Source organism: Methylomonas sp. EFPC1 (assembly GCF_016925515.1).
GTDB classification, from domain to species: domain Bacteria; phylum Pseudomonadota; class Gammaproteobacteria; order Methylococcales; family Methylomonadaceae; genus Methylomonas; species Methylomonas defluvii.
Genome location: NZ_CP070494.1, coordinates 2,066,387 through 2,090,431 on the forward strand (window position 1 = coordinate 2,066,387; position 24,045 = coordinate 2,090,431).

Below are 24,045 nucleotides of genomic sequence, written 5' to 3' on the forward strand. Positions count from 1 at the left end.
TGCCATGCCTGCAAAGCGCCGCAAAATTCTGTTTTATTGCCAAAGCCTGGTTGGCCTGGGACATTTGACCAGCAGCCTTCTGGTAATCCGCGAGTTATCGGCTTACGCCGATGTGGACTTGATCCACGGCGGCCAAGGCCTACAGCAGATGCCGGAATTGCCGGGATTCAGACATCTGCGTTTGCCGACCATTTTGATCGATAGCGCCTGTGACGAGCTGTATGCGCCGGATAGTGATGCGCCTATCGAAAGTATCTGGGCCGAACGGGCGGCCGCTATCGAGCAGTTTGTAAGTTGGCCTTACGATGCGGTGATTGTGGAGTTTTTTCCGTTCGGCCGGCGGCGTTTGAAAAAAGAAATTCTGGGTTTGTTTGCCACGGTCAGACAGCGTTGCGGGGCGATTCCGATTTTTTGTTTTGTCCGGGAAATATTGGTGCCGGCGCCGCTGGACGCCGAAAGGCGCATGGTCAAACTGGTGCGGGAGCATATCCATACCGTGTTCGTGCGCGGCGATCCGAACATTGTCCGCTTCGAGGAAACCTTTAGCTTGACCGCTGACATTGTCGAGCGTTTGGTTTACGTGGGTTACGTCAGTCCGCCGCCCCCAGCAAGCTGGCCGATACGGCAAAACCGGATATTGGTCAGCCAGGGCGGCGGCGAAATCGGTAAATCACTGTTGCGCGCCACGATCCGGACCGCGCCGTTGCTGCCGGAATATCAATTTTTAGTGATTACCAGCTCCCGAGTTTCGGCAACCGAAATCGCTGAACTGCAGGCTTTGGTCAGCAGCCCCAATGTCCGAGTCGTCACTTTCCTGCATGATTTTCAGGAAAATTTACAGTCCGCCGCGTTGTCGATTAGCCTGGGTGGCGACAACACTTTGATGGACGTGATCAGCACCCGCACACCGGCACTGGCCTATCCTTATGCCGGCAACAGCGAGCAAGGTTTGCGGATTGAAAAGCTGGCCGCTAAGGGTTTTGTGCGGCCGTTGACGGAAATGGATCTGGCGCCCGAGCGGCTAAGCATCAAGATAATGGAGACGATAAACCAAACTTATCCGCGACAGGCCATAGCGATTAACGGCGCGGCAGAGATTGGTCGGCGAATAAGGGCGATTCTTGACTGTGGATTTTGTAAAGACTAGTGCGTGCGTTCCGGAGAGGCGAGGGCGGTGCTCGAATCCAGCAAATTGGCGGTCGATGCGTCGTTCCCCAGCCGGCGTTTGATGTCCGCCGTTTTCCAGTTCGGATGCAATTGCAACAGCAAAGCGGCCATGCCGGCCACGTGCGGCGTGGCGAAGGAACTGCCGTTCATAAAGTCGTAAGCTTGGTGCGGCACGGTGGTCAGAATGTCTTTACCAGGCGCGGCGATGTGTTGATTGTTGCCGTTGTTTTCCTGGCCAACGGCTATCACACCGGCGATGTTGGCCGGGAAGCCTCCGCTTTGGGCCTGGCTAGGGACTGCCGCGACCACAATAACGCCCTTGGTCAATGCTTTCTCGATTAACTGCCGCACTAACGGATCTTCGGGTCCGCTCAGGCTCAGATTGATGATATGGCTATTCATTCTGACGGCCTGATTCAAGGCCAATGCCAAGGTAAAACTGTTGCAATGCGCCGCCAAGGCATTGGGTTTCTCCGGCCAGCAAGCCCGAAATGCCAAGATTTCCGCCTCGGGGGCTATGCCGGCAATACCTATGCCGTTGTTGGGATGGGCGGATAATACGCCGGCTACCGCCGTGCCGTGAATATCGGCTAAATTGTGATCGCTGGGTTCCGGGGCGGTGTTTTCCGAGTACTTGATTCGGCCCCGTAAGTCCGGGTGTTCGGTATCCACGCCGGTGTCAATGACGGCAATACGCACGCCTTGGCCGGTGGTGGTGCGATGCAGATCTGCTATCCGCAACGCGTTAAAACCGGTTTGTAAATGCAGATACGGGTCGCTATATGTTTGAGCCGGAGCAGCTTGCTTACCCAATACCTGAAAACTATGCATTTGTTGGACGGACGACACCTCGCTGTCTTGTTGTAACTCTGCTATCGCCTGTTGCACGGGCAGGGTGTCCGGTACCTCGTACACCACGCAGCTGACGCCCAATGTGGTTACAGGCCATTGGGCGACAAACTGCAAATGATGTCGCTCGGCCAGTTCCCGGGCAATGTGTTCGCTCCAGCCGGAATTGCCGTATTGGCCGCGCAAACGATAACCGTCCAAGCTGTTGGCCGGCAACGCGCGGTCAATGCTGCGGTCGGTAAAGGTGACCAGCAGACGCCGCTCTTCGGCAGTTGTGCTGTCGCCTAGTCGCGATAAATCGCTGGTACTCGCGCAGGCGCTAAGCAGCCAGATCAAGCAAATAAACAGATTTAAGCGCACTAATTTCATGATCGATTACGGTTGTAAAATCGGTTCGGCTAGCATGACATCCTGTCGGCTGCGCAGCAACGCCAAGGCGCCGGCCATGTCAGTATCCGGCTTGCCGGTGGCGAATTTAACCGTGTAAGCACCGACGCTGTTCGGTCCATCTACCCGTACTCCGCCAATTTGGCTAAGCGCGGCGTCTATGTCTTTTTCCATCAGATTCTTTGCAAATACCACACGTATCTGACCGGTCGCACCGGCGTCCGGTTTGGCCGCTGACAGCGTGTGATAATCGGTGGTATTGGCGGGGTGCAGGTACTGCACGGCAGCCGGTAGTGTAACCAATAACAAGGATGCGGCAATAGCCAGGCCTTTTCCGGTATTGCTGGCGATTCGCCAAAAGCCCATGCCCGCGCTGAAGGGTTTTACATTGCCGCCACCCAGTTGTTCGCTTGGGATGTCGGTCTGTTTGCTGCGCGGGAGTTGACTGGCTGTTTGCATTTTGGCACGCAGGCCGGCAAAAGAGGCTTCAGCGGCTATGTCCAGATCGGCTGCTTGTTGCACGGCTGCCGCAAGTTTTTGCAAAGTTAGCAGTTCGCGTCTGCAGACTAGGCAGCTTTTTAAATGTTGGTCTACCTGTTGGCGTTCGTTAACTGTCAGGCTTTGATTGACATACCAGGGCAGTAACAACACGATGTCCGAATGGGATTTGCTGAGTGAGGAAGTCGGTGAGTTCATGGCCTTATTTCTCCTGTGCGTCGGCAAAAACCTGCAGTTTCCTGCGGGCATGAAACATACGGGTTTTGACGGTATTTTCCGGGCAATCCAGGATTCTGGCGACATCCTGATAAGACAAGCCGTGGTAAAAGGTTAATTCGATGACGGCGCGTTGGTCCGGCGGTAAAGTGGCTAAGGCATAGTTTAAGCAATCTTGGTTTTCCCAATTATTCGCTGGATTTGCGCTTGGATCGCCGATAGTTTCTATCAAGAAGTCGATATCGACATCCTTGTCGCGCCGGGCGCTTTTGGCCATGGCTTTCAAGGTTTTGTGATAGGCGATGCCGAATACCCAGGTGGAAATTTTGCTTTCATGATTGAAGCCGTGCGGTTTTTCCCAAACCACCAGCAAGGTCTCCTGTATCAATTCCTCCACCGCTTCGGGTTGGCGCGTCATGCGCAAGATGAAACGAAACAACCTTGGATAGTAATTTTTGTAGAAGGCTTCGAATGCGGCGGTATCGCCTTCGCCGATACGTTGCAGCAGGGCGTATTCGTCCGGGCCGATTTGGGGCTGTTCGGGCATGGGTGGTCGATGTAAGTTAGGGACTAAACGCAGCATGGCTCAAACCTGGGTTCCGGTGATTTTAGCGTGGTGTGCGAGTGTATTCCGCCGCGAAGCCGGAAGGTTCAAAGGCGGGAAATTTATTTAAAATCCGGCGGTCACGGAGATTAAAAACTTGTTGTCCTGTAAGCGCGGATAAAACTCGTGGTGATGGGCATCTGCGTGATGATTGTCCAGATGAACGTCAGCGTAGCGTAAGTCTAGTGCCAGATTGTGCGTGATGAACCAGGAGACCCCTGCATTCCAATAAAAATAATCCTCATCCAATAGTTTGTTGGCTTGGTAGTAGCCCAATCCCGTTGAAAATTGCAGGTTGTCGAGAATGTCGCGGCGATATTTGAGTTCGTAATTCAGCACAGTGGCGTCGCGGCGATAGGCGTTAGGCGCAACGGACACGGTGCCGCTGAGCCAGTCCTGATAGTGTAGGGATGCGTAAAATTCGGCGTAATCGGCATATTTTCCAAAAATCTTGCCGTCGAACAGATAGCCGGTTACCGAGAATTCAGTACGCCAGTCGCGATTTAACGGCAAGCTCCAACCCAGATAGGGTTTGATTTCGACATCGGCATGGTTTTTATAGCGACGGTCGTCGAAGCTGATTTGTGAAACGCCTACGCCGCCGAACCAGCCCATAGCGTCTTGGTAATCGATATGCGCCTGAGCCAGCGGGTTGCCGCGATTCTTGGAATAGCCCCTGTATAAGTAATCGCTGAGAAACGTCAGTTCGCCATGCCATTCCGCTTGAGCGCAAGTTAAAACCGAGGATACGCCGAAAATTCCTATGGAGATTGCAAACACGCCTTTGCGGAAGATTTTATCTGAGTCCATGGCTGGGTAGTTTGAGATTTATGCGGGCATTGTCAGTGATTGGCTGTCAGTATAGAACTACCCTTTTGTGCATTATTTCCTAGTCGGCTTGAACCTTCAACAAACTTGAGGGATGTGTGGTGAATTGATCAACTTATTTAAAAAACTGCGGATACCGGCAACCGTACCAGTTGGTTACATATAGATATTGACGGATGGGTGTTTTAATTAACAATAGCAGCAGCCCTATCGAATATAGACACCATACGGCAGCCCATTCGTTCATATCGTTGGTTGTCAAATAGGCCAACAGCGGGCCGGTCGTGAAATGATACAACACGAGTTTCCATGAGCCGTAAAGCAAGGGCATCAGAAAGGCGGCGTATACGTAACTGTTAGCCATCTGAATGCTGCCGCTGGCCGGTATGGCCCAGGCAATATGCCATTGTCCGGATGTGGAGCAAATCTCCGTGCCGCAAAAGGGCATTAAGAATTTGAGATGAGTGCCCGGTAGAAATTGATAGTAGTGGTCAAAACAAAAACTGCTCCATTGGAATGGATAAATTCGCATCATGAAAACAGTGGCCGCTGCAAAGCACAAGATATAGACAAACGGCGCGATGCGTTTTCGTGACGGTTCCGGGATGAAATGCATGCTGACTGCGTTGACAAAAAACGGTTGAAACGCAATGTGCATATATCCCAAAAACGTAGCAATCTGGTTGTTCGGATTTAGGCATTGGTCTATCACCGAATAGGTATAGGCCTGTAGTAATTCCATCAGGGAAAAGTAGGCCAGTGCCAGGCATAAGACCTGGGATTCGCCGCGCCGATAAAAAAAAGCAGTGCTCGCAAAGCCGGTGAAGGCAAGCGCGGCCGATGCCTCGCCACTCCAACACATAATTCCCCCTGGGAATAATCTAGGATCGGGTAAACTGCGATCCAGTGTCGGAGTTTGAAAAGGGTATAAGAGTAACGCCTGGCAGATGCCGAGGGGCTTTAAGGCTCTGTGTTGCCGACTTTTGCTTTTTGGGCTTGGTCGTGAAGAGGTTGCCTTGGGGGGATTAACCTAAGGCGTGATCGCGCGAAGAAAACGACGCAAATGTTGCAGTCGATACGTTGTGATTCCACAATATTTTTGCAGAATATTTGCGCATTCTAATGGCTTATTGAGGGTTTATGACAAAAATTTTCCGGGAACTGACAAGGTCGGTAAGCACCCGAGTTAACTTTGGGTGCTAAGCGCGTATCGATTGGTGCTGAGTTTTGGATTGGGACGGGCTGTCGCATCGGCAAGCAGGCTTTGGAAATAACTTGTTTCGGTGGTTATACGTGCTTTAAAGTCTTGGAAAATCAACAGTTTGAAGTCGCGCTATCCTGGTGTGTGCAATCTCTTTATGAGAAAAACTTATGCTGACCCTGTAGGTAATGCTTCGACGGCTTCTGGCTGTTTCCGCCGTTGCGCTTTTAATTTGCTTGCCTGTTCGGCATCTGCTTTTGTTACTTGGCCGGCCGGCATTCCTTGCAAATCCACTCTGACGGCATCTTCTGTCAGGCAATCCCAGTATCGATGTCCCCAACACCAGGCCTTCAGTGCGGTGCGGAGTTGGTTTTTATCTGCACCGAGTTGATCGGCATGGGCCAGGATGTCTTTGTGGATGCCTATTTTTAAGGGCAGTTTGGCAGCGGGTTTTTTGGGAAACGCCAAGGGAAAATTCTTTTGCAGCAAGCCGATAATGGCGACTAGCGCGTCAGCTTTGCCGGTCTTTTTGATAGGCGATTTCTCCGCTATCTTTTTTTCTCGTTTTACCGGTTTATTGGCAGCTGCTTGCTTGGCAAGTTCATCTCTAAGCGCTGCTAGTTCTTCAAATCCCATAATGTATCCACACTTTTATCAAGGAATAAAAAGCAGATTGTACATCGGGAAACATCAAGCCAATAGTGCAATCGAATTTTGGTGCGCTCGGCTAACAATTTCTTAGATAAATAACATAGCGTTCCGCACTTTATCGGGCGCTGCCGGGATTTTCCTGAGAACCGACTTAAGTGTTTGCGGAATGCTTATTGTGGTAATTTGCGCTCAGTGGGCTGCCGCATAGCGGTTGCTGAGTAAAATTACTATCGACGGGACAGTGCTTTATCATGATTGAGAACGATATATCCGCAGTTAAAACGTATTTGCTGAAGTTGCAAGATCGAATTTGCACTGGTTTAGAGGCGGAAGAACCCACCGCACGCTTCGTTGAAGATGCCTGGGAACGCGCCGAAGGTGGTGGCGGGCGTTCGCGGGTGTTGGCGAATGGCGAGGTATTTGAACAAGGCGGGGTTAATTTTTCGCACGTGTTTGGCAGTCATTTGCCGCCGTCGGCAACCGCCAAACGGCCGGAGCTAGCCAATCGGCAATTTGAAGCGATGGGCGTGTCCCTGGTGATGCATCCTCGCAATCCTTATGTGCCGACCTCACACGCCAATGTGCGGTTTTTTATCGCCAAAAAAGACGGTGAACCGGCTATTTGGTGGTTTGGTGGTGGTTTCGATTTGACGCCGTTTTATCCTTTCCAAGAAGACGTGTTGCATTGGCATCAAGTGGCGCGTCAGGCTTGTCTACGGTTTGGTGAGGATGTTTATCCGCGCTATAAAAAATGGTGCGACGACTATTTCTTTTTAAAGCACCGCAACGAAACTCGTGGTGTCGGCGGGTTGTTTTTCGACGATTTGAACGAGCCTGATTTTGCTCAAGCTTTTGCATTTATGCAGAGCGTAGGTGACCATTACCTGGATGCCTATTTGCCTATTGTGCAAAAACGTAAAGACACAGTCTATGGCGAGCGGGAGCGTAATTTTCAATTGTATCGGCGTGGGCGTTATGTCGAGTTTAATTTGGTGTACGACAGGGGGACTCTATTCGGGCTGCAATCTGGCGGGCGGACCGAATCGATTTTGATGTCCATGCCTCCGGTCGCGCACTGGCAATACAATTGGCAGCCTGAATCAGGTAGTCCGGAAGCCCGGTTATACGACACATTTTTACGCCCACAAAACTGGCTGGGAATTTAGGCGGAAATTGGTTAGTAACAGTGCTTCGGAATGTCTTAGCAAGATTTGTTTGCAAGGTTTTGTTTTCAGTCAAGCGTGTGGGGTCTTTTTTTTGGATAGTTAGCTAAAGTTCACAAAATTTCTGCCGCTAAAAGAAACGGCATGGTTGTAATCGCCAAAATATAGGAAGTGATTTGAATCTGTCCTGTCTTTGGCTATCCGCCATTTGTTTTTATGCAGCGTCAAGGTGAATCTAATGACTACGATCAATTCATTGACAACATCATTGTATGTATCGCAAACCACCATCAGCATATCCAGCACCAAAAGTACGCACAACGATGACGATCAAGAGCGTCCGGCGGTAAGCGGGAGAGGGGAGAAGCATGGGCATCATCATAGTGGTGGGGCGTTCATGCGCAATGTCATACAAACATTGCAAAGTCTTGGATTGAATATTCCTGGCGGTAATAGTGATTCTGCCGCCGATGACGCCACTGAGAGCAATGCTGGCGGCAGTCAAAATAATTCATCCAACCTTGGGCAATTGTTGCAGACCTTTTTGCAGGATTTAAGGCAGGTATTGAAACAAAGCGGTGTGCAGCAACCCGCTACAGCGGCGCAAGGCGATGCAAGTGCCGCTCAAACGCCGCCAAGGCAGGTCGCATCGGCCGCGACTACATCGACGCCTGCAACAACGAGTACGACTCAAACCGGACAAACAACGGCCGCGACACCGTCAACTAGCGTAACGAATAATACGGGTACGCAAGCAACGACGACCACCGCATCTGCAACCACCACAACTACTGCCGCGCCGCGCGCAACTGTAGCCGATGTACACCAAGCGTTGCACAGCTTCTTGCACGATTTGCGTCAGGCTTTGAAATACAGTGTTGATCGTCGTCACGGCTCCGACGATGACGGTCGGCATGGCGACAAAGCGGTGGGTCGAAATGGCTATGGTAAATTCACCGATAATTTACAAAATTTGATCGCGGCTTTGGGTGATGTTGCCGGTGAAACTAGTGGCAAATATAAAGAATTGCAAGATAGTTTTAACGATCTAGTGAATGTGTTGGGAACTCCGGCGAATGGTAAAAAACCGACTTTGTTGGAGTTTCTAAACAAGTTGTCAGGTAATCGCGAGAGTAACACTCCGGCCTCTGGTGCTAAGGGTTCTATCTTAACTGCTACAGCTTGAACCGTTGTTGCTATAGAAAAAGCTTGCATAAGTAGTTTAGATCGTTATAATGCGCGGCTCGAACGATAGACTTTAGGCGCGTAGCTCAGTTGGTTAGAGCACCACCTTGACATGGTGGGGGTCGGTGGTTCGAGTCCACTCGCGCCTACCAAAACATAAAGCACCGCATGACGGTGCTTTTTTTATTGTGGAATCGAAAATGCCTGTAATCACTTTGCCCGACGGCTCTCAGCGTCAATTCGACCAAGCGGTATCTGTAATGGATGTGGCCCTGTCTATTGGTACCGGTCTGGCTAAAGCGACGTTGGCAGGTAAAGTAAATGGCAAATTGGTAGATGCCAGCACGTTGATCGATTCCGATGCGAGTTTGCAAATCGTCACTGCCAAGGACGAGGAGGGTGTTGATGTGATTCGCCACTCCACAGCGCATTTGCTGGCTCAGGCTGTCAAACAATTATTCCCCTCAGCGCAGGTAACCATCGGTCCAGTGATAGAAAACGGTTTCTATTACGACTTTGCCTTCGAGCGCTCCTTTACGCCCGATGATCTGGCAGCTATTGAGAAGAAAATGGCGGAACTGGTTGCGCAAGATATTGCCATTAGCCGTTCGCTGTTGTCGCGCGATGCAGCCGTAAAGTTTTTTGAATGTTTAGGTGAGAAATACAAAGCTGAAATTATCGCTTCGATTCCTGCCAATGAAGACTTGTCTTTATACCAACAAGGCGACTTTACCGACTTGTGCCGCGGTCCGCATGTGCCCAGCACCGGCAAATTAAAAGCGTTTAAATTGATGAAAATTGCCGGCGCCTATTGGCGCGGCGATTCCAAGAACGAAATGCTGCAACGCATTTATGGTACTGCCTGGGGCGATGCTAAGGAATTAGCCGCTTATCTGCATCGTCTGGAGGAAGCTGAAAAGCGCGATCATCGTAAAATCGGTAAGGCCCTGGATTTGTTTCATACCCAGGAAGAAGCGCCGGGCATGGTGTTCTGGCACGACAAGGGTTGGACCATATATCAGCAGATCGAGCAATACGTGCGCGAGAAATTGCGCGTGAACGGCTATGGCGAAGTCAAAACCCCGCAAATCGTCGATCGCACGCTGTGGGAAAAATCCGGTCACTGGGATAAATTCAGTGCGATGATGTTTACCACGCATTCGGAAAGCCGCGATTATGCGGTGAAGCCGATGAACTGTCCTTGCCATATTCAGATTTACAATCAAGGTATTAAAAGCTACCGGGATTTGCCGGTGCGCCTGGCTGAATTCGGTTCCTGCCACCGCAACGAGCCATCCGGCACTCTGCATGGCTTGATGCGGGTCCGGAATTTTGTGCAGGACGATGCGCATATCTTCTGTACCGAAGATCAGATTCAATCCGAAGTTTCCACGTTTATCGATCTGTTGTTTGAGGTATACAAGGATTTCGGTTTCGAGGAAGTGATTATCAAACTGTCAACTCGTCCGGAAAATCGAGTCGGCGACGATGCGGTCTGGGATAAGGCGGAAAGCGCGCTGGAATTGGCCTTGAACAATAAAGGCCTGGATTGGCAATTGCAGCCGGGCGAAGGTGCTTTCTACGGTCCTAAAATAGAGTTTTCCTTGAAAGATTGTATAGGTCGGGTCTGGCAATGCGGTACTATACAAGTCGATTTCTCGATGCCGGAAAGGCTGGATGCCTCGTATATAGGCGAAGATAGCGCCAGGCATGTGCCGGTAATGTTGCATCGGGCAATACTGGGCTCCTTGGAGCGTTTCATCGGAATTTTGATCGAGCAATATGCCGGAACTTTTCCGCTATGGTTGGCGCCAGTGCAGGTGATGGTGATGAATATCACCGACCGCCATGCCGATTATGCGGAGCAGGTGCGGCGAGAACTTGAAAAACAAGGTCTTAGAGTCAAAATTGACTTGAGAAACGAGAAGATAGGCTTTAAAATCCGCGAGCATTCCATGCAGCGAGTGCCGTATCTTTTGATTATCGGCGACAAGGAATTAGAAACTCGGACTGTTAGTGTACGCACACAACAGGGCGAGGATCTAGGAAGTCTGTCAATTGGCGAACTTGGCGAACGCTTGAGGAACCAGATTGCGGATCGAAAATAATAACAACTTGGAGGATTAGGGTATCAGCTCTAAAAAAGATGCAACGCGCTTAAATACCGAAATTACCGCCAGGCGGGTTCGGGTAGTAGGCGCTGAAGGTGAACAAGTCGGGGTTGTTTCAATAAACGAAGCGTTACAGCTCGCCTACGATGCAAATATGGATCTGGTCGAAATATCGCCCAATGCCGATCCGCCGGTTTGCAAAGTCATGGACTTCGGCAAATACCAGTTTGAGTTAAACAAAAAACTGCAAGCCGCCAAGAAAAAGCAAAAACAAATCCAGATCAAGGAAATCAAGTTTAGGCCCGGTACCGAAGAAGGCGATTACCAGGTCAAGCTGCGCAGCCTGATCAAATTTCTAAACGAAGGCGACAAAACCAAGATCACCGTGCGTTTTAAAGGCCGTGAGTTAACTCATCGTGAGTTGGGCATGGACTTGTTGAAACGTATCGAAACCGATCTGGAAGAAATGGCCATAGTCGAGCAATTTCCGAAATTGGAAGGCCGGCAAATGGTCATGGTGATGGGCCCGAAGAAAAAGAAATAACTCAATCACACGGTTTTAGCCGTTTTTTAAAACGGCAAGGCGATTCAGGAACGAATCGGTTGAAGGATGCTTTTGTGTCCGGAAATTCAATGGGGCCAAGCATTTTGCCTCACTGGGTTTTATCTCAGGGACTTTACTTTTAATCATTGGAGAAAACAAATGCCAAAAATGAAAAGCCATAGTGGTGCCGGCAAGCGCTTCAAGAAAGTTGGAAGCGGCGGTTTTAAATGCAAACAATCGCATAAACGTCATATTTTGACTAAAAAAACCACCAAACGTAAAAGACAACTGCGTAAAACAGCCATTCTTCATCCGTCGGATACGCCATTGGTTGCGCGTATGCTGCCGTACAGTTGATTTATCATTGATCTTGAAGAGAGTAGAACATGGCTAGAGTTAAACGCGGCGTCACCGCTAGAGCAAGACACAAAAAGATTTTAAAACTGGCAAAAGGTTACTACGGTGCCCGTAGCCGGGTTTACCGCGTCGCCAAGCAGGCGGTCATCAAGGCCGGTCAATATGCTTATCGCGACCGTAAACAGAAAAAACGCCAATTCCGCGCCTTGTGGATCGTGCGTATCAACGCTGCCGCACGTTTGTACGGTATCTCCTATAGCCGTTTGATCAACGGTCTGAATAAAGCCAATGTTGCGATTGATCGCAAAGTATTGGCCGACTTGGCTGTACGCGACATCGACGCTTTCGGCGCGATTGCAAAAGTGGCTATAGCAAACCAAAGCAAACCGTAAGGAAAACATTAAGCCGCTTTGAAAGAGCGGTTTAATTGCTCGACTCCCCGTTTTTTACGGGGAGTTTTCCGCCAAATCTCGTTGGCGGAAACCTATCGTTTTGGAATTTCCCTCAATTGCAGACAAAAGTGAGCTGAGTCGTGTCGGCTAGTATCGAAGATATTGTTACGCAGGCATTACAAGAGCTTGCACATGCACAAGACCTTAGCCAACTGGATCAGGTCAGAGTCAATTATCTAGGCAAAAAAGGCTTATTTACTCAGCATATGAAAGAGCTGGGTAGTCTGGATCCCGAACAGCGGCGCAGTGCCGGTCAAGTTATCAACGATGCCAAAAATACTTTTCAAGAGGCGTTAGAGGCTCGGAAATCGACTTTGGAAAATGCCGAATTGGCGGCGCGTCTGGCTAGCGAATGTATCGACGTTACCCTGCCGGGGCGGGGTCAAACCGTATCCGGATTGCATCCTGTCACGATCACCTTGCGGCGGATTGCCAAAATTTTTGCCGAGGCCGGCTTTAATATCGTCGAAGGCCCGGAAATCGAAGACGATTACCATAACTTCGGCGCCTTGAATATTCCCGAGCATCATCCCGCGCGGGCGATGCACGATACCTTCTATTTCGATGCGCATACCGTATTGAGAACTCACACTTCGCCGGTACAGATTCGGGTGATGGAATCCGAAAAGCCGCCCTTGAAAATTATTGCGCCGGGCCGGGTGTACCGTTGTGATTCGGATATGACCCACTCGCCCATGTTTCATCAGGTCGAAGGCTTCTTGGTCGATACTGACGTTAGTTTCGGTGACCTGAAGGGTGTGATTTTTGAATTTCTGCGCGCCTTCTTCGAAAAAGAAGTCAACGTGCGCTTTCGCCCTTCTTATTTTCCATTCACAGAACCTTCCGCCGAATTTGATGTGTCCTGCGTAATGTGCGACGGCAAAGGTTGCCGCGTCTGCAAACAAACCGGCTGGCTGGAAGTAGGCGGTTGCGGCATGATTCACCCGGAAGTATTCAAATCGGTCGGTATCGATAACCAAGTTTATTCCGGCTTCGCCTTCGGAACCGGAGTCGAACGTCTAGCGATGATGAAATATGGCATCAACGACTTGCGGATGTTTTTCGAAAACGATCTGAAATTTTTACAACAGTTTAATTAACGGTGGATAGTCATCATGCAAGTCAGTGAAGCTTGGTTAAGAGAACTGGTCAATCCGCCTGTCGCCACCGCCGAATTAGTCGCGCAACTGACCATGGCCGGTCTGGAAGTTGACTCCGTGACGCCTGTTGCAGCCGAATTTTCCGGTGTGGTGGTGGGTGAGGTACTTTCCACTATTCAACATCCAAACGCCGATAAACTTAGAGTTTGTCAGGTCAACGTCGGCCAAGCTGAGCCCCTGCAAATCGTTTGCGGTGCCAGTAATGTCAGGCCCGGGTTGAAAATTCCGGCAGCATTGATCGGTGCGATATTGCCCGGCGATTTCAAAATAAAGGAATCCAAGCTGCGTGGCGAATTGTCGTTCGGCATGCTGTGTTCGGAAAAGGAATTGGGTTTGGCGGTTAGTTCCGAAGGCTTGATGGAGTTGCCCGCTGACGCGCCGGTCGGTATCGATATTCGCGACTATTTGGCGCTGAACGATAATGTGATCGAATTGGGCTTAACGCCAAATCGCGCAGATTGCCTGAGCGTCGAAGGCGTCGCCAGGGAAGTGGCGGTTTTGAACAATCTGCCGTTTCAGGCTACTACGTTTAATACTGTCGAACCGCAGCACACTGAAACCCTGGACGTTAAAGTCGAAGCCACGGAAGCTTGCCCGGTTTATCTGGGGCGTTTGATCAAAAATATCAATTCCGCCGCAGTGACGCCACTGTGGATGCAGGAGCGTCTGCGCCGTTGCGGTATTAGAAGTTTAAGCCCGGTTGTTGATGTTACCAACTATGTGTTGATCGAATTGGGCCAACCGCTGCATGCTTTCGATGCCGATAAACTGAGTGCGCCTATCGTGGTTAGACGTAGCCGGGCCGGCGAGTCCTTGGCTTTATTGAATGACCAAACCATAGAGTTGGACGGCGAGGCACTGGTCATAGCCGATCAACGCCAAGCCTTGGCCTTGGCCGGCGTTATGGGAGGTAAGGATAGCGCCGTATTTGGCGAAACCCGCGATATATTCCTGGAATGTGCGTTTTTTACGCCCATCGATGTCGCTGGTAAGGCGCGCCAATTTGGTTTGCATACCGATTCCTCGCACCGTTTCGAAAGAGGCGTGGATTTTAACTTGCAACGCCGGGCGATCGAACGCACCACGCAATTGATTCTACAAATAGCCGGCGGTAGTCCTGGACCGGTTCAAGAGGTAATCTCCACTGCGGAACTGCCCGCCAGAATGCCGGTAAAACTGCGTAGCCAACGTATTACAAAGGTGTTGGGCATTCAATTTGGCGACGATGAAGTGCATACGCTGTTCGAAGGCTTGGGTATGCAGGTTCAAGTAGTCGAGAACGGCTGGGAAATTACCCCGCCGGGCTTTCGTTTCGATATTGCCATCGAAGAAGATTTGCTGGAAGAAATCGGCAGAATCTATGGATATAACAATCTGCCTAGCAGCAGTTTGTTGATGCGCTCTGAGCTTGGTAAAGCGCCCGAGGCGCTGTTGCCATTGGCGAGATTGCAGGATTGCTTGGTAGATCGCGGTTATCAGGAAGCGATTACCTACAGCTTTGTCGATGAGGCAATGCAAAATGCCGTCGCCCCGGGCGAAGAATTTATCCGGATTCAAAACCCTATATCCTCAGAACTCGCCGTGATGCGCACTACGCTGTGGTGCGGTTTGTTGAATGCGGCTTTGTATAATATCAACCGCCAACAGAATCGAGTGCGCTTATTCGAAGCCGGCTTGCGGTTTTTCTATCAAGATGGGCGAATTCAACAGCGAAAAATGTTATCCGGTTTGGTCTTGGGTACCGTTAATCCCGAACAGTGGGGCGAAAAAGCCAGAAAGCTGGATTTCTTCGATGTGAAAGCTGATATTGAAGCTTTGTTCGGTTTAGCAGGAGTTTGTAATGATTTCGTTGCCTACCAACATCCGGCTTTACATCCCGGTCAAACCGCGCAAATCAAAAACCAACATGGCGAAGTGATAGGTTTATTGGGCATGTTGCACCCAACGCTCGAAAAGCAATTGGGTTTCGATAGTCCGGTATTCTTGTTTGAACTCGAACAGGATGCGGTCTTGGAGCGCAATGTGCCTAAATTTAGTACGTTATCCAAATACCCTTCTGTGCGCCGTGACCTGGCTTTATTGGTGGAAGAGGCTGTATCGGCTGCTGCAATTATCAGGGTTATTGAAGAATGTCGTGAGACAGCGATACGCGAAATATCGATCTTCGACGTTTATCGCGGACCGGGCGTTGCCGAAGGTTATAAGAGTGTCGCGTTAGCTTTACTCTTGCAGGATTTTACGCAAACGCTTACCGACACAGAAATTGATGCTATATTTCGCAAAGTGCTGGACACTTTAGCGGCTAAACTGAATGCAAAATTGAGGGAGTGATTGTGGCATTAACCAAAGCAGATATTGCAGAGAAGTTGTTTGAAGACCTCGGTTTAAACAAGCGAGAAGCCAAAGAAATCGTAGAGTTGTTTTTTGACGAAATTAAAAAAAGTCTGGAAAGCGGCGAGCAAGTGAAGATTTCCGGGTTTGGTAAGTTTGAATTGCGCGACAAAAGTGGTCGGCCGGGTAGAAATCCCAAAACAGGTGAAGAAATTCCCATCACTCCGCGGCGTGTGGTCACTTTTAGAACAGGGCAAAAATTGAAAGCTCGAGTAGAAGCGTATGCTGGAACCCAGTAATAATAACGAATTACCGGTTATTCCGGCCAAGCGGTATTTTACGATTGGCGAAGTTAGCGACCTCTGCGCGGTAAAGCCCCATGTATTGCGCTATTGGGAACAAGAGTTCACCGAGCTTAGTCCGGTAAAACGCCGAGGAAATCGCCGTTATTATCAGCGCCATGACGTGTTGTTGATTCGACAAATTCGCGCTTTGTTATACGAGCAAGGTTACACAATAGGTGGTGCGCGTGCTCATCTGGCGAGCGGTAGCGCCAAGGAAGACAGTTTACGCACCAAACAACTTATTCATCAGATGATTGGCGAGTTGGAAGATATTTTGGAGCTGCTGAAATAGCGTTTCCCAAATAATATGCTATTATGTCCGGCTTGCTGTCCTAGGTAGGCATTGGTTTAATGATAAACTTCGGGGCGTAGCGCAGCCTGGTAGCGCACTTGTCTGGGGGACAAGGGGTCGTGGGTTCGAATCCCGCCGTCCCGACCAAGTTTTTTGAGATTGAATATTGGATAACCCGCAAGTTACTTGACTTGGCGGGTTTTTTATTGCTTGAAAAACTATAGGGATACATGGCGTTTTTGATAATTAATCACTGATTGATCGATAAAGTAAAATTGAATGAATACGGCGGCTAATATTTCGATTTATCAAATATTTGAGACAGGCCTAATCCGATGTTGAGCCGTTTTAGAGATCATATTGTCGTGAATCACCCGGATCAATTATCTCGGCAATGGGCGCAACGTATTGTTGATAGATACGCAACCAGTGCCAAAGTACGTACAGTAGATATTCGATCCGTCAATATTGGCACATCGACGCGCTTGCGGCTAACCGTGAATCATGACGCTATCGGCGTCGTTCCAAGTCGGTGGTTTGTAAAAACGCCGTCGCTGGCAATTAAGTCCAGAGCGATTACCGCCATACCGCGGTTATTACATAAGGAAGTTCATTTTTATAATTCGCTTTCTCAGGGGGTTCCGGTGAGTGTGCCGCAAATTTTAGCGGCTGAAAGTCTGTTAGGGCGCGGTACAACATTGGTAATGGCGGATTTGGATGAGCTGGGATTTAGGCCCGGGCTTACCGCAGACGCTCTGTCTTTGGAACAAGCTCGGCAGGTGGTTGAAAAGCTCGCTGGTTTTCATGCTCACTATTGGGGCAATGCTGGGCTATTGAAAACGCATCGTTGGTTAAACGGTTTTAGTCACAATGTTGAGAATCATATGGGGACCTTACTGGCTGTGCCCTTGATGAAGCGTGGCCTTGATCGCGCAGGGCGCTTGGTGCCCAACAAATTGCATAGATCCGCGTTGCGCTATGCAGCGGATCGGCGGCGAATCACCAGGATATTGGCAACCGGTGTGCAGACCTTGGTGCATCATGATTGTCATCCAGGCAATCTATTTTGGAATCACTCTGAGCCGGGCTTTCTGGATTGGCAATTGGTGCGGATGGGTGAGGGTGTTAGTGACCTCGCTTATTTTTTAGCGACATCACTGAAGCCGGAGTCTCGGCGTGCTCATGAAAAACAATTGCTGAAACTATACATGACGGCGTTAGCTAGTCACGGGATTAGCGACTTGGATGAAGAAACGTATTACCAACGCTACCGCGCTCATTTGGTGTATCCGTTCGAAGCGATGATTGTTACCTTGGCTATAGGGGGTATGATGGAGCGCAATAGCAACTTGGAGTTAATTGCGCGCGTTTCAGCGGCGGTTGACGATAACGATAGCTATTCTGCGTTATCTCTATAAGCGTTTTTCCCTGCGTTTCTGGAAGGCAGTTATATACTGAATTTGATCTCAGAATTGGGTCTGATGCTATTTTGCGGAGAATCTCTCGATAGAGAGATAATTTGGCGGGTATATGAACCCACAAAAATTTTAAATAAGTATTGACTTTATAATTGACTGCTACATCGTTTGTAGCTACGAGAAAATCTATAAGGATTTTTTAATCTCTGTCTTGCTGGTTTCCGCAAGAAGAAAATAAAAATGGTGCCGAGGAGAGGACTTGAACCTCCACAGGGTTACCCCTACTAGCACCTGAAGCTACAGAACAGTACTTTTTTCCATCTATAAAGTCAGTCTCAAAGCCATGTTCCAACAGGAACTAACCAAAGTTAATTGCTACCTGTTGTGCCAGGATTGTGCCACACGCAAAAAACATCCACAAGCAGGATCCAAGGGTACAAAACCTTGGCTTGATCAATTTTTAAACAAAGTTCTCTGTGAACTTTCTTTTAATGCGTCTAAAAAGCAATAGAACAGAAATCCTTCATTCAATTTTTTATTAAACATTTTTTCTATGAAAAATATTAATTTTTAGTTTAGATCTTCGTCTTTCAAAATAAATTATCCATTATTTAAAAATTTAAGCCCGTAATCTTCGGATTATGGGCATTTTTATGTGTGCAGTTATTTAAATAATGGTGATTTATGAAAAATGAACTTACAAGATTGGTGCTTACATTAAATGAAATTATCAATTACAAGCAAAAAATATGTAAAGAACAAATTTTAAAAGAAAATAGGCGATATAATTTTAAGAAAAAAAATCTTGAAGAAAAGAGAAGGGAAAGACATAAAAAGATGAAACGGATGTGCGGAATAGCTGAGCATCGTATAAGCTATGAGGATTATAAGGCTTTGATTTTAGTAATAATTGAAACCGGAAAATCAGGATCAACCGTTTTAACAAAATATGCTGAAGAGCATAATAAGGGAAAAGAGTGGCGGAAAACTATTGCTAGAAAAGGTGTTGCAAGAGCTTTTAAAGGATTAATGGAAAGTTATGAAGAGCATAGTGTGATTAAAAAGTTAATAGAAAATAAAGTTTATAATAAAAAATCAATATTAAAATATTCTCTTACTGGAGCATTAACAGAACTTTCTAAGCAAATAAAACTGTCTAATAATATTGATAAAAATAAGGCTAAAATAGAAAAGCTAGAAAAACTAATAAATATTAAAGGTGAATCTAAAAATAAATCATCTGTTGAATTGATATTGTTAGCTCAAAAATTACGAGGTCAAGGATGGAAAACAAGAGAAATTGAAAAAGCAACTGGTATGTCGCTAGGCTGGGTTAGCAAACATACAAAGCCTCAAAATGCCTGATTTTTCCTGATATATAACTATTAAATAACTGTAAATTCGGCATTTTTTGTTCACTGATGAACGCCAGCACGACACACCGACCGACGAACAAGGCAAAAACGGGGCTACCGATTACTGCCTCTAAGGCTTACGACCTAGCCCGGACAAGGAGTATACGGGAGTGGTCGGCTTTGATGGCTCTATGTGTCGCTGGTGGCTTTCTCATTCGATTTTCCTCGCGTATTGGCTGCACTGTTGGTGGGGGATCAGTCAAGTACAAGTAGCATTTATCCGCCTCAACCAATGCCCAACTATCAAGCGGCTTGTGCTGCAACTGAAGACTTAGTTGCGTGAGTTATTGTAACAATACCGCGAAAATATAGCATCTTTCACCAAAAGAAACACAAGTGGCTGGGTTATGTTGCAATTCCCTTTATGATAAGCTTGACATCAAAGGTACTCCAAGATACTTAAGCTGTGGGCGTGTGTCAGACACTCAATAGAATTTAAACTCCCGGCTGTATAGGGAAATTGGTAAGAAAGAAACATTTTGAGTATTTACTTTAATAAACTGAGCCTATACGAGAATGCGGTTTGATATTTTATTCTTACAAACTTAATTGATTGTTAATATCAGATACTATCTATGAATATAGCTACTAAAGGATTCTTTCTATTATTGCCAGCATTCTTAGCGCTGTTATATTACGGCCATGATTACAATTCTTATCGGACCGGCTCAATTCCCATAGATTTAGCTGATCTGCATAGTTCCACTATAAATCAAAACATAGTTAAAAATAAAAAACAAAGCTTATCTGAAAATACAAAACCTGAAATATACGAGCCAGCACCTTTTACTATCAATGGCGATAGTCTTCCGGCTAACTATTCTGGGCTTGATTTTAATAAATATTTTAGTTTCTTTGAAGACAAGATTCGATACATAGAAAGCATTAATCTTACCAAAAACGAATTCGAAACATCGAAAGAGTTTGAACAAAGATTAGCTCATGCAAAGTCTCTGGTAAAGCCTATATCTACATCTGATTTGTCTGCTTTTCAGATGCAAAGCTTTCCGACACATTATGATGCAGACAAGCAAAAATACATATTTGGAGCTAATTATTACGGATGTGGAGTCACGGAAAATGCAAGCTATTTTGAGGAAAAAAATGATTGGATTGTATGTGATATTGTAGAGTTATTTAATCACCAAGATAGCTACACAGGTAGCAACGTATTCGGTGTTTATAAAGATATAAAGCGGACATTTAAAAAGAAGCTTGGTTTAGCAATTAGAAAAAATTCTAATGTTAAACAGGTATTTAGATTTTCAGGCTTTGAATACTACTATCACGATGAATTATACATCGCTATTGAGAAAGCCCGTACCTTAAAACATAGCCAAGTAGCCGTTCTTTTTGTTGGTCATGTTCTAGATTCGGAAATAGTGAATGGAAGAAGTTATAGGCATAAGCCTACTATCGACGAACCAGAAGACGAGATGAACATCACAGTGGCAATACCATTTCAGTTAACAACAATATACTATTATGTTGTCGATACTGGCGAAATTCTGGGTAAAAAAGATTTTGTATCAAATGATAAACCTTCACATAAGGCCAGTAAAAAAATCAAGAAATAAATAGCTTTAAGTTTTTTAGAGAACTTAAGGAGCCTCTGCATTTTTATTTGACAAACTTTAATTTCAGATAAAGGCTATTTATTGGTCAATTATTTAAACTTTTGTCAAACAAAAATGCATAGAGTCAGTTTTAGACTTTCTTTCTTACCAATTTCCCTATACAGCCGGGAGTTTAAATTCTATTGAGTGTCTGACACACGCCCACAGCTTAAGTATCTTGGAGTACCTTTGATGTCAAGCTTATCATAAAGGGAATTGCAACATAACCCAGCCACTTGTGTTTCTTTTGGTGAAAGATGCTATATTTTCGCGGTATTGTTACAATAACTCACGCAACTAAGTCTTCAGTTGCAGCACAAGCCGCTTGATAGTTGGGCATTGGTTGAGGCGGATAAATGCTACTTGTACTTGACTGATCCCCCACCAACAGTGCAGCCAATACGCGAGGAAAATCGAATGAGAAAGCCACCAGCGACACATAGAGCCATCAAAGCCGACCACTCCCGTATACTCCTTGTCCGGGCTAGGTCGTAAGCCTTAGAGGCAGTAATCGGTAGCCCCGTTTTTGCCTTGTTCGTCGGTCGGTGTGTCGTGCTGGCGTTCATCAGTGAACAAAAAATGCCGAATTTACAGTTATTTAATAGTTATATATCAGGAAAAATCAGGCATTTTGAGGCTTTGTATGTTTGCTAACCCAGCCTAGCGACATACCAGTTGCTTTTTCAATTTCTCTTGTTTTCCATCCTTGACCTCGTAATTTTTGAGCTAACAATATCAATTCAACAGATGATTTATTTTTAGATTCACCTTTAATATTTATTAGTTTTTCTAGCTTTTCTATTTTAGCCTTATTTTTATCAATATTATTAGACAGTTTTATTTGCTTAGAAAGTTCTGTTAATGCTCCAGTAAGAGAATATTTTAATATTGATTTTTTATTATAAACTTTATTTTCTATTAACTTTTTAATCACACTATGCTCTTCATAACTTTCCATTAATCCTTTAAAAGCTCTTGCAACACCTTTTCTAGCAATAGTTTTCCGCCACTCTTTTCCCTTATTATGCTCTTCAGCATATTTTGTTAAAACGGTTGATCCTGATTTTCCGGTTTCAATTATTACTAAAATCAAAGCCTTATAATCCTCATAGCTTATACGATGCTCAGCTATTCCGCACATCCGTTTCATCTTTTTATGTCTTTCCCTTCTCTTTTCTTCAAGATTTTTTTTCTTAAAATTATATCGCCTATTTTCTTTTAAAATTTGTTCTTTACATATTTTTTGCTTGTAATTGATAATTTCATTTAATGTAAGCACCAATCTTGTAAGTTCATTTTTCATAAATCACCATTATTTAAATAACTGCACACATAAAAATGCCCATAATCCGAAGATTACGGGCTTAAATTTTTAAATAATGGATAATTTATTTTGAAAGACGAAGATCTAAACTAAAAATTAATATTTTTCATAGAAAAAATGTTTAATAAAAAATTGAATGAAGGATTTCTGTTCTATTGCTTTTTAGACGCATTAAAAGAAAGTTCACAGAGAACTTTGTTTAAAAATTGATCAAGCCAAGGTTTTGTACCCTTGGATCCTGCTTGTGGATGTTTTTTGCGTGTGGCACAATCCTGGCACAACAGGTAGCAATTAACTTTGGTTAGTTCCTGTTGGAACATGGCTTTGAGACTGACTTTATAGATGGAAAAAAGTACTGTTCTGTAGCTTCAGGTGCTAGTAGGGGTAACCCTGTGGAGGTTCAAGTCCTCTCCTCGGCACCATCTAAATTCTAAGAATTTAGATGGTCAAAAAAACTTCTAAACTATTGAAATAAAAATAGTTTATTTAGAAGTTCTCTAGTCTCCTTAAGAATTATCATTCTGCTTCAGTTCGTAGTTCCAGCTAGATAAAGTCGTTTTAAAGTTCCTTTGGCACATAATTTAAATATATATTTATATATTACGTGCCAAGGAATAAAAACGAACGAAGTCGAACAAAATCTATATTTAAATTCTGTCTACAAGGGTTAGCGGGTTAATGTGCGTGTATCTTTTTAACATCGACAAATCTTTGTGACCTGAAATTGAACTAACTTCTATCATGTTCAAACCTTTTTCAAATAGACTTGAAACTCCTTCATGTCTTAGGTCATGTAATCTAAAGTTCTCAATCCCGTTAGACTTGCAAAGGGTAATAAATTTTTCTGTTAGCCATTCTTTTTTGTAATTTAGTAAAAATGGTGACTTGGCTTCTTTGATCAGATACTGAACTGCCAATAATGCTTTTTTGCTAATTGGAATCGTTCTATCTTCGCCATTTTTTGTGTCTTCAAGCAAAACTAAACGTTTTTCTAAGTCAATGTTGCTGATTTTTAGTGAAGCAAGTTCGCCTCTTCTCATTGCTGTTTCAATAAGCAGTATGATGACATTCTGCAAATATTCGTCAGCCGAACTAAGAAGCAAATGAAGTTCTTTTTCTTTAAGTCTTCTTGTTCTGGCTTGGCCTTTTAGGGAAGGGGAAGTCAACAAAGGAACATTTGAGATGTAGCCCCACTCGATTCCTTTTTTCATCGCCCGACGAATTAAGCCAAGTTCATGCTTAACAGTTTGGTTAGAGGCTAAACTTAGTCGCCTGTCTCTGTAAGATGCAAGAAAAGTACTTGTAATTTGATCGAGGGGAAACTTTCCAAGTTCTCTAGTCACGAGTGCGACTTTATAGCGTTCAACGCTCCAGCTCTTAAGGGAAGTTAGAACTTCTTTTTCCCAGCGTTCCAACAAAAAAGCCAATGTTACAACTTGTTCAGTTTTTTTAACTTCTTTGGTTGTGAAGGTGCCTTGTTCAATCTTTACTTCTTGTTCTTTGGCCCACTTGAGAGCGTCAGATTTATTTGTAAAGGTTTTGGTGATGCTTTTACCATTTTTCCGAACTTGGGTATGGTATCTGCCTTGTCTTTTTCGGATAGTCGCCATTTTTCAGACTCCAATGTGCCATATTTGTGCCAAAGGAACTTTAAAACGACTTTATCTAGCTGGAACTACGAACTGAAGCAGAATGATAATTCTTAAGGAGACTAGAGAACTTCTAAATAAACTATTTTTATTTCAATAGTTTAGAAGTTTTTTTGACCATCTAAATTCTTAGAATTTAGATGGTGCCGAGGAGAGGACTTGAACCTCCACAGGGTTACCCCTACTAGCACCTGAAGCTAGCGCGTCTACCAATTTCACCACCTCGGCATTACTTATCTAGGCAAGTAATTTGGTTATTATAAGTGTATGGATGGGATGTGTC

At 45.9% G+C, this 24,045-nt stretch carries 22 protein-coding genes and 3 tRNA genes; 16 read left to right on the forward strand and 9 right to left on the reverse strand.

All coding sequences use genetic code 11. The features are described 5' to 3' along the window. Positions 1-4: 4 nt before the first annotated feature. Positions 5-1,147: a glycosyltransferase gene (locus JWZ98_RS09495; RefSeq protein WP_205454100.1), complete on the forward strand. Its 1,143-nt coding sequence runs from the start codon at positions 5-7 to the stop codon at positions 1,145-1,147. Here JWZ98_RS09495 and JWZ98_RS09500 read toward each other — a convergent pair. The 6 genes from JWZ98_RS09500 to JWZ98_RS09525 form a co-directional block, all read right to left on the reverse strand. Further along, positions 1,144-2,385, reverse strand: a complete 1,242-nt coding sequence (locus tag JWZ98_RS09500) for a S8 family serine peptidase (protein ID WP_205454101.1) — start codon at positions 2,383-2,385, stop codon at positions 1,144-1,146. The two genes, JWZ98_RS09495 and JWZ98_RS09500, sit on opposite strands and share 4 nt — an antisense overlap. A 6-nt stretch (positions 2,386-2,391) precedes the next feature. Continuing rightward, the gene (locus JWZ98_RS09505; RefSeq protein ID WP_205454102.1) at positions 2,392-3,099 is read right to left on the reverse strand and encodes a zf-HC2 domain-containing protein; all 708 of its coding nucleotides are present in this window, start codon (positions 3,097-3,099) and stop codon (positions 2,392-2,394) included. Between the two features lie 4 nt (positions 3,100-3,103). Continuing rightward, positions 3,104-3,664, reverse strand: coding sequence for a sigma-70 family RNA polymerase sigma factor (locus JWZ98_RS09510; protein WP_205454103.1), 561 nt, complete (start codon positions 3,662-3,664; stop codon positions 3,104-3,106). Between the two features lie 123 nt (positions 3,665-3,787). After that, on the reverse strand, positions 3,788-4,531 hold the full coding sequence (locus JWZ98_RS09515) for a TorF family putative porin (protein WP_205454104.1): 744 nt from the start codon (positions 4,529-4,531) through the stop codon (positions 3,788-3,790). A 133-nt stretch (positions 4,532-4,664) separates the two neighbouring features. After that, positions 4,665-5,411, reverse strand: coding sequence for a DUF5765 domain-containing protein (locus tag JWZ98_RS09520; RefSeq protein WP_205454105.1), 747 nt, complete (start codon positions 5,409-5,411; stop codon positions 4,665-4,667). 507 nt (positions 5,412-5,918) lie between these two features. Beyond that, on the reverse strand, positions 5,919-6,386 hold the full coding sequence (locus JWZ98_RS09525) for a ProQ/FinO family protein (RefSeq protein ID WP_033158021.1): 468 nt from the start codon (positions 6,384-6,386) through the stop codon (positions 5,919-5,921). Between the two features lie 266 nt (positions 6,387-6,652). Here JWZ98_RS09525 and hemF point away from each other — a divergent pair, with 266 nt between their 5' ends. From hemF to JWZ98_RS09600, 15 genes are all read left to right on the forward strand, one after another. Next, positions 6,653-7,567: an oxygen-dependent coproporphyrinogen oxidase gene (hemF, locus tag JWZ98_RS09530; protein ID WP_205454106.1), complete on the forward strand. Its 915-nt coding sequence runs from the start codon at positions 6,653-6,655 to the stop codon at positions 7,565-7,567. A 235-nt stretch (positions 7,568-7,802) separates the two neighbouring features. Next, positions 7,803-8,750: a hypothetical protein gene (locus JWZ98_RS09535; RefSeq protein ID WP_205454107.1), complete on the forward strand. Its 948-nt coding sequence runs from the start codon at positions 7,803-7,805 to the stop codon at positions 8,748-8,750. A 74-nt stretch (positions 8,751-8,824) separates the two neighbouring features. Further along, a tRNA-Val gene (locus tag JWZ98_RS09540) sits at positions 8,825-8,901 on the forward strand. A 48-nt stretch (positions 8,902-8,949) separates the two neighbouring features. Further along, positions 8,950-10,857, forward strand: coding sequence for a threonine--tRNA ligase (gene thrS, locus JWZ98_RS09545; RefSeq protein WP_205454108.1), 1,908 nt, complete (start codon positions 8,950-8,952; stop codon positions 10,855-10,857). Between the two features lie 22 nt (positions 10,858-10,879). Further along, on the forward strand, positions 10,880-11,404 hold the full coding sequence (gene infC / locus JWZ98_RS09550) for a translation initiation factor IF-3 (protein ID WP_081607885.1): 525 nt from the start codon (positions 10,880-10,882) through the stop codon (positions 11,402-11,404). A gap of 159 nt (positions 11,405-11,563) precedes the next feature. Further along, complete coding sequence (rpmI, locus tag JWZ98_RS09555) at positions 11,564-11,761, forward strand: 50S ribosomal protein L35 (protein WP_033158016.1); 198 nt, start codon at positions 11,564-11,566, stop codon at positions 11,759-11,761. Positions 11,762-11,790: 29 nt separating this feature from the next. Then, a complete protein-coding gene (gene rplT, locus JWZ98_RS09560) occupies positions 11,791-12,153 on the forward strand; it encodes a 50S ribosomal protein L20 (RefSeq protein ID WP_020481986.1) in 363 nt (120 codons plus the stop codon). Positions 12,154-12,293: 140 nt separating this feature from the next. Beyond that, positions 12,294-13,313, forward strand: coding sequence for a phenylalanine--tRNA ligase subunit alpha (gene pheS, locus JWZ98_RS09565; RefSeq protein WP_205454109.1), 1,020 nt, complete (start codon positions 12,294-12,296; stop codon positions 13,311-13,313). 15 nt (positions 13,314-13,328) lie between these two features. After that, the gene (gene pheT, locus JWZ98_RS09570) at positions 13,329-15,704 is read left to right on the forward strand and encodes a phenylalanine--tRNA ligase subunit beta (RefSeq protein WP_205454110.1); all 2,376 of its coding nucleotides are present in this window, start codon (positions 13,329-13,331) and stop codon (positions 15,702-15,704) included. Further along, a complete protein-coding gene (gene ihfA / locus JWZ98_RS09575; protein ID WP_197027036.1) occupies positions 15,704-16,003 on the forward strand; it encodes an integration host factor subunit alpha in 300 nt (99 codons plus the stop codon). The genes pheT and ihfA overlap by 1 nt, the downstream gene beginning before the upstream one ends. Next, positions 15,987-16,340, forward strand: a complete 354-nt coding sequence (locus JWZ98_RS09580) for a MerR family transcriptional regulator (RefSeq protein ID WP_020481982.1) — start codon at positions 15,987-15,989, stop codon at positions 16,338-16,340. The genes ihfA and JWZ98_RS09580 overlap by 17 nt, the downstream gene beginning before the upstream one ends. A 70-nt stretch (positions 16,341-16,410) precedes the next feature. Then, positions 16,411-16,487 (forward strand) — tRNA-Pro (locus JWZ98_RS09585). 188 nt (positions 16,488-16,675) lie between these two features. Beyond that, on the forward strand, positions 16,676-17,758 hold the full coding sequence (locus JWZ98_RS09590; protein ID WP_205454111.1) for a phosphotransferase: 1,083 nt from the start codon (positions 16,676-16,678) through the stop codon (positions 17,756-17,758). 684 nt (positions 17,759-18,442) lie between these two features. Then, positions 18,443-19,123 (forward strand): hypothetical protein, encoded by a 681-nt coding sequence (locus tag JWZ98_RS09595; RefSeq protein ID WP_205454112.1) that lies wholly within the window; start codon positions 18,443-18,445, stop codon positions 19,121-19,123. Positions 19,124-19,748: 625 nt separating this feature from the next. Then, positions 19,749-20,750, forward strand: a complete 1,002-nt coding sequence (locus JWZ98_RS09600; protein ID WP_205454113.1) for a hypothetical protein — start codon at positions 19,749-19,751, stop codon at positions 20,748-20,750. Positions 20,751-21,411: 661 nt separating this feature from the next. Here JWZ98_RS09600 and JWZ98_RS09605 read toward each other — a convergent pair. From JWZ98_RS09605 to JWZ98_RS09615, 3 genes are all read right to left on the reverse strand, one after another. After that, positions 21,412-22,092 (reverse strand): hypothetical protein, encoded by a 681-nt coding sequence (locus tag JWZ98_RS09605; protein ID WP_205454112.1) that lies wholly within the window; start codon positions 22,090-22,092, stop codon positions 21,412-21,414. 668 nt (positions 22,093-22,760) lie between these two features. Then, positions 22,761-23,723 carry a site-specific integrase gene (locus JWZ98_RS09610; protein ID WP_205454114.1) on the reverse strand — a complete coding sequence of 321 codons (963 nt, stop codon included), beginning with the start codon at positions 23,721-23,723 and terminating at the stop codon, positions 22,761-22,763. A gap of 180 nt (positions 23,724-23,903) precedes the next feature. Further along, a tRNA-Leu gene (locus JWZ98_RS09615) sits at positions 23,904-23,990 on the reverse strand. Between the last annotated feature and the right edge of the window lie 55 nt (positions 23,991-24,045).

What these genes read in the sequence shown, in the direction of transcription:
- JWZ98_RS09590 (WP_205454111.1), top strand. Translation starts at nt 16,676, where the DNA reads ATGTTGAGCCGTTTTAGAGATCATATTGTCGTGAATCACCCGGATCAA.
- JWZ98_RS09515 (WP_205454104.1), bottom strand. Translation starts at nt 4,531, where the DNA reads ATGGACTCAGATAAAATCTTCCGCAAAGGCGTGTTTGCAATCTCCATA.
- JWZ98_RS09495 (WP_205454100.1), top strand. Translation starts at nt 5, where the DNA reads ATGCCTGCAAAGCGCCGCAAAATTCTGTTTTATTGCCAAAGCCTGGTT.
- thrS (WP_205454108.1), top strand. Translation starts at nt 8,950, where the DNA reads ATGCCTGTAATCACTTTGCCCGACGGCTCTCAGCGTCAATTCGACCAA.
- JWZ98_RS09535 (WP_205454107.1), top strand. Translation starts at nt 7,803, where the DNA reads ATGACTACGATCAATTCATTGACAACATCATTGTATGTATCGCAAACC.
- JWZ98_RS09600 (WP_205454113.1), top strand. Translation starts at nt 19,749, where the DNA reads ATGAATATAGCTACTAAAGGATTCTTTCTATTATTGCCAGCATTCTTA.
- pheT (WP_205454110.1), top strand. Translation starts at nt 13,329, where the DNA reads ATGCAAGTCAGTGAAGCTTGGTTAAGAGAACTGGTCAATCCGCCTGTC.
- JWZ98_RS09525 (WP_033158021.1), bottom strand. Translation starts at nt 6,386, where the DNA reads ATGGGATTTGAAGAACTAGCAGCGCTTAGAGATGAACTTGCCAAGCAA.
- JWZ98_RS09595 (WP_205454112.1), top strand. Translation starts at nt 18,443, where the DNA reads ATGAAAAATGAACTTACAAGATTGGTGCTTACATTAAATGAAATTATC.
- rpmI (WP_033158016.1), top strand. Translation starts at nt 11,564, where the DNA reads ATGCCAAAAATGAAAAGCCATAGTGGTGCCGGCAAGCGCTTCAAGAAA.
- JWZ98_RS09580 (WP_020481982.1), top strand. Translation starts at nt 15,987, where the DNA reads ATGCTGGAACCCAGTAATAATAACGAATTACCGGTTATTCCGGCCAAG.
- rplT (WP_020481986.1), top strand. Translation starts at nt 11,791, where the DNA reads ATGGCTAGAGTTAAACGCGGCGTCACCGCTAGAGCAAGACACAAAAAG.
- JWZ98_RS09610 (WP_205454114.1), bottom strand. Translation starts at nt 23,723, where the DNA reads ATGGCGACTATCCGAAAAAGACAAGGCAGATACCATACCCAAGTTCGG.
- JWZ98_RS09505 (WP_205454102.1), bottom strand. Translation starts at nt 3,099, where the DNA reads ATGAACTCACCGACTTCCTCACTCAGCAAATCCCATTCGGACATCGTG.
- JWZ98_RS09520 (WP_205454105.1), bottom strand. Translation starts at nt 5,411, where the DNA reads ATGTGTTGGAGTGGCGAGGCATCGGCCGCGCTTGCCTTCACCGGCTTT.
- JWZ98_RS09605 (WP_205454112.1), bottom strand. Translation starts at nt 22,092, where the DNA reads ATGAAAAATGAACTTACAAGATTGGTGCTTACATTAAATGAAATTATC.
- JWZ98_RS09510 (WP_205454103.1), bottom strand. Translation starts at nt 3,664, where the DNA reads ATGCCCGAACAGCCCCAAATCGGCCCGGACGAATACGCCCTGCTGCAA.
- hemF (WP_205454106.1), top strand. Translation starts at nt 6,653, where the DNA reads ATGATTGAGAACGATATATCCGCAGTTAAAACGTATTTGCTGAAGTTG.
- JWZ98_RS09500 (WP_205454101.1), bottom strand. Translation starts at nt 2,385, where the DNA reads ATGAAATTAGTGCGCTTAAATCTGTTTATTTGCTTGATCTGGCTGCTT.